Genomic DNA, 6,669 nt, shown 5'->3' with positions numbered 1-6,669 from the left:
ATCGTTTTTCTTTGAAACGTATAGAGCGATTTTCGCATTACCTTGAAAAGTGTCTTCGGCAGGTGTTCTTTATTTGTTTTATCAGCCAATGGATGGAAAGATCAAAACATCGACTCTTCGTTTTCCCGTCAAAGAGTGATCGACGATCCGGGACACGACTTGACCGCGGACGACAGAATTCACGCGAAGCCATTCACCGGCCGACCGATATCTCCGATTTGTGTGAGTTATCACACAGACTTCGGATTTTATGTTTTGAAACCTGCCCTTGCGAAAAGCTTCTTGGGGCGGGTTCCATGGCTGAGGAAGACATCAATATCGAAATCCTGCGCAACGCCTACACCGCGTGGCATGAAACCGGGGGAGACACCCGGGTCTGGTCGGATGTGTTCGCCGACCGGCTGGACTGGGGCTCGTCCATGGAGGCGATGCCCGAGCTCGTCTTCACGCGTCAGAGCGCGCCGAAACAGGAAATTATCCAGTATTACGAAGACCTTGCCAACGAATGGTCCATGGACTTCTTCCGCGTCAACCAGTTCATTGCGCGCGGTGAGCGGGTCATAGCCGTCGGCGAATGTTCGTTCACACACCGGCAGACCGGCCGCAATGTCACCGGTCCCAAGATCGACCTGTGGCTGTTCAAGAACGGCAAGGCGACGGAATTCATGGAATACTGAAGGCGCGCGGTCCGGCGGTCAGTCCTGGCCGCGCCGGCCGAAGCTGCTCCTTGGCTGGCCGTCCTTGTTGTCCCATCGGCTGGGAGCCTGCGAAACCGTTGCCGGCTCGATGTCCCCTCCCTGCCGGGCGAGCACAAAAACCAGGGCGGCGGCGAATATCACCAGGTCTGACCAGATAAGAAGCTTGAACGGCAGACCCAGCAGCAGCGCCTGCGCGAGATAGCCGAAAAGGAGCTTGAGCTGCGACAGCGACGCCAGGCCCGAAACGCCGATCATGCCCGCGAAATACGGCATCAGCGTCAATCCCGTGAAGATTGAACCCGCCAGCAGAAGGGTTGCATGAACGCCGGTCACGAACGCGATGACCCAGGCAACGCAGCTCGCCGCGTCCATGTAGCGTGCGAAAGGAAACTCCGCATAGGCGAGAAAGCCGGTCAGCGCGACGAAGAACAGCAACAGGGTCGGCACCGCAAAGGAGGCGTTCCCGAGCGCGACATTGGCGCCCGGAACGATGAACGTGCCGATCAGGAAAGGCGCGGCGCCGAGGAACCAGAGCAATGCCAGACACGCCCAGCCCACGCTGATCTCAAGCCACCGGACGCGATAATAAACGGCGCGCAGCAGGAAGAACCCGATCAGGAAGACAGTCAGCGGCCTGCCAAACACGCTTGCGACCGAGGCGACATCGCGGCAAATGCCGACAAAGGGCCCGCAGAACGCCGTGTGATCGAGTGCAACGGCCAGATAAGGGTGCAGCAGGACGACAAGGACCAGCAGACCGGTCCACACAAGGACAGACTTGCGAAACTGTTGGTCATCCATCGCCCGATCCCAACGCACAACATTAAGTTGCATAAGGATTAAGCCAAGAACCTTACCGAATGATTATCGAAGACCGCTTAAAATTGCCACAGGCAGCGACCTGCGGGCGACCTCCGGTTCGCACGCACAGACACGCTCTACGTCGCCGCCCGTTTCATGGTCTTCGTGGTGTCGAGCAGGTGCCACACATGCTTCTCGCCGAAGCCGCGAATCTCGCGGGGACCGAGATTGGCGAGCTCGAAATGCTCCCGCAGCGTTGCCGCCATCTCATCCTGAACGCTGATCTGCATCGGGTCGGAAAACTCCTGCAGCCGCGTCGCCAGGTTCACCGCCGGACCGAAGATGTCGTAGACATATTTCTGGATGCCGACGACGGAGCCGACCACCGCGCCGGTCGCAAGACCGATACGGCAACGCCATTGGTTCGGATGGCTCCTGTTGCGCCGTTCCAGATAGCGGATGAACCGGATGGCGGCATTGGCGGCGGCCTTCGTGTGATCGGGCGTCGGGTCGGGAAGACCGGCGACCGTGATATAGGCGTCGCCGATGGTCTTGATCCGCTCGCAACCGAACTGCTCGCCGATCCGGTCGAAGGCGCTGTAGATGTCGTTGAGTTCCGTCACCGTCACGCTGGGATCGGCCGAGGCGACCATATCCGTGAACCCGACGAAATCGAGCATCAGGACGGACACCGGATCGTAAAGCTGCGGCGTTACGACGCCGAATGTCTTGAACTCCTCATAGACCGCCCGCGGCATGATGTTCAAAAGCAGTTTCTCCACCTGCTCCTTTTCCCGCTTCAGCTCACGATTGTTGCGTTCGACCATCATGGAATAGGAATCGATCATCGACTCCAGTTCGCGGATGCGGGTGATGTTCTGACACACCATGACAGCGATCTCCTGGCCACCCTCCACAGTCGGGGTAAAGTCCACCGCCACAGCCATGGTGCGACGCTTCTTCTTGAAACGGGTCTCGCCGGTGTAGCCGCCGTTTTCCTTCAGTCCTGTGCGCAACGCATCGATATCGAGTTCGCTGAAAATATCGCCGAGCCGCGCATCCTCTTCCGGTTTGCCGAACCATTCCTCAAACGTATCGTTGTGAAACCGGAAGGCGAAACTGTTGCCGTCCAGAAGCGCAACACCGACGCCGATGGCGCGCAGCAGCTGTTCATTTATGGTCTCGATCGACATCTCTTATTCCACGATGAGGCTTCGCCGGTTCTCGAATTCCTGCAGGACGGCGGTGATATCGGCATCGGCAAACCCGTGGTCCTTCAGGGTCGCGCCCAGGACGGTCTTGAGTTCATCGAAGTGATCGTCCTCGATCGGAAGGTGCGAATGCAGCTGGCGAAGCTGATTGTCGGTATAGGAGGCGGGGCCTCCGAGGAGCGAGGCAATGAATTTTGTCTGATGATCGACCATGCGGGACATGTCGATATCGTCAAAGAACGGTCCGATGTCTTCGCTGTCAAGCAGCGTGTCGTAGAAACTCAGGACAACGCGGCTAATTCTTGCAAATCCGCCATACTTCTCGAAAAGGCTTTGCTTATCCATAATTCGGCGCTCCCTGACCGAAACCGTTACCATTTTCTATTTGATTGAATTGCGGGAATTATTTCAATGATCATGAGCGAAAAAGGCGAATACTCAAACCAAGCGGAAGTTGCGAAGCCGTGAAGCGTCCCCGGCGCAAACCGCCGGGGCTCGCCTATCAGGCCTTCTCGATAACGATTTCGGCGTAGTCGGACGCCACATGCATCGAGCCGTCCTTGGCGACATCGAATTGCGCGATGGTTTCGAGTATGTCGTCGTTGAGCGCGATCTGCCCTTCCTTTCCCACAGCGGCGAAAGCCTTGTGCATCGGGCCGTAATAGGTCCGGAAGAAGCCGATGAACTGCTGCGGCGAGTGATAGCGGAAATTGAAGCGCTTGACCGTCGTCGAGATCGACCGCGCGCTTTTTGCGAAGGTTTCGCCGATCCATTTGCGGTCACCCCACAAAGCCGGCGACTTCACAGCCGGCGGAGGCGGGACATGTTTGCCGAGCGTGCGGAACAGGGCGCCGATGAAACTGTCGGGTGTCCAGTTGGCCATGGCGATCTTGCCGCCGCGGCGACAGACACGCACAAGCTCCGACGCCGACAGATCCTGGTTCGGCGCAAACATCACGCCGAAGGTCGAGACGACCGCATCGAACGCGCCGTCGGCGAAGGGAAGCTCTTCCGCGTCGGCGACCTTGAAGGTCACATCGAGACCTTCGGCATCGGCCCGCTGGCGCCCGCCCTCAAGCAGGGTCGCGACATAATCCGTGGACGTGACATCGCACCAGCGCCGGGCAAAGGCCAGCGTCGCGTTACCGTTGCCGGCCGCGACATCCAGCACCCTGGAGCCGGGCGTCATGTCGGCCGCGTCGGCGAGTTCCTCGCCGGTGATCTGCAGAGTGACGCCGATGCGTTTGTAGTCGCCGGACGACCACGCGGCGTTCTGCTTTTCCTTGATCGCCCTGAAGTCGGGAACCTCCCGGACGGGTGCTATGACATTCATTTTGTTCTCCTTTCGCGGTGAGCGGGGCCTTGCCCCTCGGGTTCATCCCATTCGAAAATGGCTTTGGGTGCTTTACGCAGCCGACCGTTGCGGCCAGAAGCAATGGGCGGCCGGGCGTTCGGCACCGGCAATGTGTTCGAAGATGCGGGGATTGACCCAGGCCGGTTCGAAGACCGGAGCCATGTGTCCAAGGCCCGGCAGCATGGCAAGCCTGGCACCGCAGATCGCACCGGCAATCTCGATCGCCACATGCTGCGAGACGGTGGGCGAATCCATGCCCATCAGCATCAGTGTGGGCATGCTCAGGGCGCTGAGATCCTCAAGCCGCCAGCTTTCGGAAAACCCGCAGGCAAAATCGTCCAGAATGGATCCGGCCATCGCGGCAAATCTCTGCCGCGTGTTCTCGCCGAAGCTGTCGAAAGCGCCCTTGCCGTTCCAGAAATCGATAAAGGTCCGCATGCCGGCCTCCGGCGCGCCCCTGGCCGTATGGGCCGCCAGCGCATCGCGGACCGCGGCGATCGTTTCGCCGTGGCTGCGGCACTCCTCATCGCCCCATTTGAGGAAATGAAAGGCCGCCGGCTCGTAGATCGTCAGGCTCCTGACGAGATCGGGCCGCATCAGCGCGATCTTCAGCGCAACCGTCGCTCCGAAGGAATGACCGACAAGGTGAACGGGCACGCCGAAGGCTTCAAATTCATCAATGACACGCTCGGCGATGGGCGCCGTTCCCGCCGAACCCGCATCGCTGACGGACGGCGATCCGTATCCGGGCAGGTCAGGCGCCATGACGTCGAAGCGGCCGGAGAGGTCTTCGCTGAGGCTGTTCCATTGCGCGCCGCTGGATGCGGACGAATGCAGCGCCACGATAGGCGCATTGGTTCCGGGCTTCGGGGAACTGGAAAGACGTGCGGTCATCGGACTGTTCCTGTCGTGTGTTCGTTTGACCGCTTTTTGGAGGCCGCAGGTTTCGTTTCGTTTTCAGCTTGTCCCGTTCCGTGTTTCATTTGTTGCTGCGGGCCCGACACCTGCGGGCGTTCAAAGCATGCGCAGTTTCAATGATTTAGAGTTCGGCGCGCGTCCCGATTTGTCATCGGCTGAAACAATTGAAACAATCGGCCGGCGAACTGAAAACCGACTGAAACACTGGCAAGATAGGACTTTGCCATGTCCAGGCACGCGACGATCGACCATAGTGCCGCCTTTGTGCGGTTCGACGCCCATGGCACGCTTGCCGAAGCCAGCGGCGAATTCCAGACCCTGGCCGGCGTTGTTTCAGGCAAGGCCGGGCGGGACGACGTGCTGTGCGAATATCTCGAACAATTCGATACCGTGAACCATGGCGAGATCGGCGCGACGGCCGACGACAGGCTGCGCATTGCAACGCTTTGGCGCGGCCACGGCGGCGCACTGCTCGAAGCGCGGATGAAAGACGGCCGCTGGCGCCTCCTGTCGCACTGCCCGGCGCAGGACGGCGGCACGCTCTTCATAAGCGTCGACATCAGCGGCCAGAAAGACAAGCACGGGCTGATGCAGTATCTCGTCGAGAACATTCCGTTGCCGATGTGGATCAACCGGATCGAAACCGGCGAGGTTCTCTATTCGAACCCGGCTTCCAACCGGCTCTACAACGTCAAACCGGACGCGCTCGACGACCGGACCATCTCGGAGTTCTTCTTCAACGCCGACGACAGCGCCGAAATGCTGCGCAAACTCCAGCGCAAAGGCTCCATCGAAAACTATCCGGTGAAGACGAAGTCCGACTCCGGCAAGGAGATCCTCGTGCGCGGCTGCGCCGTTCTGCTCGAGCGCGGCGGCGATCAGATCGTTCTCAATGCAATCCAGGATCTCATGGACCGTGCGGAGCTGGAGGAGGATACGGTCAAGGCGCGCGACATGCTGCGTGACGCCATAGAATCCCTTTCCGAAGGCTTTGCCCTTTATGACGAGGACAACCGTCTCGTCATGTTCAACGAACGCTACAAGGAAATGAACCACGCCGTGGCCGATATCCTCGAGCCGGGCCTCGACTGGGAAATCCTGATGCGCGAGACCGCCCGGCGCGGCATCTACGCCGAAGCCGTCGGACAGGAGGACGAGTGGGTATCGCAGCGTCTCGATAACGGCATCGAATATATTCAGGACTACGAACTCAAACACACGGACGGCACCTGCTACCTCGTCTCCGTGCACCCGACCAAGCTCGGCGGTTTCGTCGTAACGCGCACCGATGTGACGGAACGCAAACTCGCGGAGGCGGCCGAACGGGACGGCGACTTGCTGATCCGCCAGGTGCTTGAGGCAAGCCCCGCACCGGTTGTCATGGCCCGCGTGGGCGATGGCCGCATTCTCTACCGCAATCCGGCCGCCGCCGATCTGTTCGGCAAGGTCAAGGCCGCCACCGAATATTATGTCAGCATCGACGATCGCGCCGATTACATCACCACCCTCCTCGCCGACGGCCATGTCGACGGCTACAAGCTCACTTTGATCAACAAGGAGGGGGAAGAATTTCCCGCCTCCGCCTATGGCCGCCTCGCCGAGTACAAGGGCGAGGAAGTCGTTGTCACGACAACCATCGACCTGACCCGGCTCAACGAAGCCGAGGCGATGATCCGCAAGGTCCTGG

General features: G+C 59.8%; 7 protein-coding genes. 2 read left to right on the top strand and 5 right to left on the bottom strand.

The genetic code is table 11. The features are described from left to right. The first annotated feature begins 296 nt into the window (after positions 1-296). A complete protein-coding gene (locus AC5E6N_RS22625; protein ID WP_491690060.1) occupies positions 297-677 on the top strand; it encodes a nuclear transport factor 2 family protein in 381 nt (126 codons plus the stop codon). Between the two features lie 18 nt (positions 678-695). On the opposite strand, the gene AC5E6N_RS22620 is transcribed toward AC5E6N_RS22625, so the two are convergent. From AC5E6N_RS22620 to AC5E6N_RS22600, 5 genes are all read right to left on the bottom strand, one after another. Continuing rightward, on the bottom strand, positions 696-1,499 hold the full coding sequence (locus AC5E6N_RS22620) for a hypothetical protein (RefSeq protein ID WP_491749928.1): 804 nt from the start codon (positions 1,497-1,499) through the stop codon (positions 696-698). Positions 1,500-1,636: 137 nt separating this feature from the next. Next, positions 1,637-2,692: an adenylate/guanylate cyclase domain-containing protein gene (locus AC5E6N_RS22615; RefSeq protein ID WP_491749927.1), complete on the bottom strand. Its 1,056-nt coding sequence runs from the start codon at positions 2,690-2,692 to the stop codon at positions 1,637-1,639. A gap of 3 nt (positions 2,693-2,695) precedes the next feature. Further along, positions 2,696-3,055, bottom strand: a complete 360-nt coding sequence (locus tag AC5E6N_RS22610; RefSeq protein ID WP_491749926.1) for a group I truncated hemoglobin — start codon at positions 3,053-3,055, stop codon at positions 2,696-2,698. A gap of 157 nt (positions 3,056-3,212) precedes the next feature. Further along, positions 3,213-4,043, bottom strand: coding sequence for a class I SAM-dependent methyltransferase (locus AC5E6N_RS22605; protein ID WP_491749925.1), 831 nt, complete (start codon positions 4,041-4,043; stop codon positions 3,213-3,215). A 72-nt stretch (positions 4,044-4,115) separates the two neighbouring features. Beyond that, positions 4,116-4,958: an alpha/beta fold hydrolase gene (locus AC5E6N_RS22600; protein WP_491749924.1), complete on the bottom strand. Its 843-nt coding sequence runs from the start codon at positions 4,956-4,958 to the stop codon at positions 4,116-4,118. A gap of 249 nt (positions 4,959-5,207) precedes the next feature. Between AC5E6N_RS22600 and AC5E6N_RS22595 the strand changes: the two genes are divergently transcribed. Further along, a partial coding sequence (locus AC5E6N_RS22595) for a PAS-domain containing protein (protein ID WP_491749923.1) occupies positions 5,208-6,669 on the top strand: 1,462 nt, incomplete at its 3' end.

The organism is Hoeflea sp. (assembly GCF_984452065.1).
The sequence above is the reverse complement of the archived record's forward strand: the minus strand, read 5'-3'. Positions and strand labels throughout refer to the sequence as shown.